The organism is Tumidithrix elongata BACA0141, assembly GCF_036349135.1.
GTDB classification, from domain to species: Bacteria; Cyanobacteriota; Cyanobacteriia; order Pseudanabaenales; family Pseudanabaenaceae; genus Tumidithrix; species Tumidithrix elongata.
In genome coordinates, this window is record NZ_JAZBJZ010000216.1 from 1 (window position 1) to 3,302 (window position 3,302).

The 3,302-nt window shown below is 44.2% G+C and carries 1 protein-coding gene; it reads right to left on the reverse strand.

The features are described 5' to 3' along the window. Positions 1-35: 35 nt before the first annotated feature. Positions 36-3,242 (reverse strand): PAS domain S-box protein, encoded by a 3,207-nt coding sequence (locus V2H45_RS25365; RefSeq protein ID WP_330486482.1) that lies wholly within the window; start codon positions 3,240-3,242, stop codon positions 36-38. Between the last annotated feature and the right edge of the window lie 60 nt (positions 3,243-3,302).

Genomic DNA, 3,302 nt, shown 5'->3' on the forward strand with positions numbered 1-3,302 from the left:
GAAGTATTCTTTGCTTCATCAGACCCCGTTGCATTTCATCCTTGAATTGGCCATTTCTCGCGATCGCCTACCATCGCCAGTGCAGTGACTGCAATGATGGGTAAATCTTTAGAATAATTGCTGCGAATCCATTGGATTGCTGCTAGCCCATCCATTTCTGGCATTTGGATATCCATCAATACCAAGTCAGGATGTTCTGATTGCACGAGCGCGATCGCATCCTTTCCACTCTTAGCAAGAATCATTCGATAGCCTTTTGCCAAGAAATAGGTAGAAACTGTGATGATATTGGCTTCATTGTCTTCTGCCATCAAAACTAGGGGGGAGGAGTCCATGGTCGGGGGAGCAGAACTAGTGTTGTTCGTGGCACTTGACAAATCTTGAGGAACGAGAATTCTATTTGGAATGGAAGGAAGTTCGATTGTAAAGCAACTGCCTTTACCGACTTCGCTGATCGCAGAAACTCGACCGCCATGCAACTCTACAATCCCTTTGACTAGGGATAGTCCTAAACCAGTACCTTCGTATTTGCGGTTGAGGGCACTATCAACCTGAATAAAAGGCTGGAATAGTTTTTTGAGATCGTCGGGGGCAATTCCAATTCCCGTATCGATCACGGAAAAACGAATCCAGTGGAGCAGACGCTCAGTAGAATCCATCTCATTTTCTAAGGTTACTTCTAGGGTAATGCTGCCCCCTTCTGGGGTAAATTTCACAGCATTGTTCAGTAGATTAATCAGTACCTGACGAACACGGCGTTCGTCAATGACGAGATCGGGAAGAAATGGTGAAATCCTTTCATTGAGTTTTTGGTTCTTTTGCATTGCCTGCTGCTTGACAAACACCAGACTAGATTGACAAAGGTGCGCAATATTGGTCAACGCACAGTCCAATGTCACTTTCCCTGATTCTATTTTTGCCAGATCGAGGATGTCATTGATCAGTTCGAGCAAGTGATTGCCGCTACTATCGATCGTTTCCAACAGCTTTTTCTGTTGTTCGTTGAGAAAGCCAAAGACTTCTTCCTGTAAACCCTCAGTAATGCCTAAAATTGCATTGAGGGGAGTTCGTAGTTCGTGACTCATGTTGGCGAGGAATTCGTCTTTGAGCCGAGTAGCGTGGGCAAGTTCTTGATTAGAGCGGGCGAGTTGTTGATTAGTTTCAGTCAGTTCTTGCTGAGTCTGTTGTCGTTCGCTCAGTTCCTGTTGCAACTGGTTAAATAGATTGGATTGCTGAATTGCGATCGCTAACTGATTGGCAACTTGTTCTAATAATTCCGTTTCCCATGCTGTCCATAGGTGAGGTTCGTCATTTTTATAGATCGCGAACAGACCCCAGAGGGATTCACCAACAAAGATGGGCGCGATCGCATAGGCTCTCGCCTGAAGTTTTTCCAAAAACTCAATATAACAGGGCTGTAGACCAGACGTATAAATATCCACAACCGTAAGCGTTTTATGATTTTGGAATTGACCTCCTTGAGTTCCTTGGAGATAGGTGTCTTCCCAAACCTTGCTAATATCAGATCCTACGAGTTTTACCCAATTAGTCGCTACAGCCTCTGCAATAAATTCACCACTCCAATCGGGGTGAAATCGGTAAACCGCTACGCGATCTACGCCTAAGACCTGCCTTACCTCATTTACCGTTTCCTTGAGAATTGTTTCGATGCTTAGGGATTGGCGAATTACTTGAACAATATTGAAAAGTAACTGCTTCTGCTTTGCCTGCTGTTGCAGTTGAGCTTCTGTTTGTTTTTGGATACTAATATCGCGACACATGCAAATTAGCAAACCATCTTCAGTTAAGGTTAAGGATAGTCCTTGGGCAAAAGTAGAACCATCTTTGCGTTTAGCAATCGCTTCTCCTTTCCAAGAGCGATTGCGCTCTAGTATCGGAAAGGCTTCCCGTTCAAACCTTTCTACTTCTGCGGGATCGTATAACTGCCTCCAGGATATGCCTACTAATTCTTCAGGATGTTCATAACCAAATAGTTCTATGTGGGCTTGATTTAAGTAGATGTAGGTGTCTCCCTGCACAATTCCAATACCGTCGATCGCAGCTTCAATCGCGGCGAGTTGTCGTTTCATCTCTTCTTCAAAGCGCTTACGTGCGGTAATATCAAAGCGAATCGCTAGGTATTGATAGGGTCGTCCATGGGAATCTAAGAAAGGAGTCATGGTACTATCGACCCAATACAAATTGCCATTCTTTGTGCGATTGCAAATTTCGCCACGCCAAGTCTTGCCCTTAGAGAGGGTATGCCACATTTCTTTAAAAAAAGTGGGAGGGTGGAAGCCAGAATTAACAATGCGGTGGGTATGCCCGAGCAGTTCTTGCTGGGTGTATTCTGAAATCTCGCAGAAGCGATCGTTGACGTAGATAATCACACCTTTCGCATCCGTAATAGCGACAATTGCCGATTTATCCACACCCAACTTAAAGGCTGATAATTCTTGCAGCAAATGTTGCCGTTCTAGTTCAATTTGTTGGCGATCGCTAATATCGCGACAAATCTTTTGAATAATTTTTTTGCCGTGAATCTCAATCACCGAGGCAGAAACATCAACGGGAACGAGGCAACCATCTCTGCGGAGAAAATTAATATTCAATATTTGGGAGCACTTCTGATTTGCCAGTCCCTCAAATTCAGTGATAATTCTTGGCAAATCTTCTGTTGGGTGCAGTTGGGTAAATTTCATAGAGGCGATTTCTGCATTGGAATAGCCTAATAGCTCCTCTGCCTTACGGTTAGCCTCTAAGAGATTGCCCTGTAGATCGGCTAAAATAATCGCATCGCTTGCACCATCCATCAAGGCTTGGTAACGTTGTTGGCTTTCTAAAAGTTCGGTAGTGCGTTCTACAACTCGTTGTTCTAATCCTTCGGTTAGTGCCTGTAGTTCTTGATTTTTTGCCTCCAAAGTTTTTCCCAAACGGAACAACTGTGTATGGAGGTGAACCCGAGCCAGTAATTCTTCTACTTGAAAAGGTTTGGTAATGTAATCTACCGCTCCCAAATCCAGCCCAGCCAACTTATGCTTTAAATCGGATAAGGCAGTCATAAAAATGACAGGAATCATTTGTGTCGATGGATTGCCCTTAAGCTGACGGCAGATCTCAAACCCATCAATCTCGGGCATCATTACATCTAATAAGATCAGATCGGGTGGATCTTGCAATGTTGAGCGAAGTACATTTTGCCCATCAGGCTCAACCCGTACGTCATACCCAGCAACAGTCAACGTATTTTGACACTCCCCGCTCTAAAGAGACGGGGATTCTTTAAGAGTCCATAATCTGAA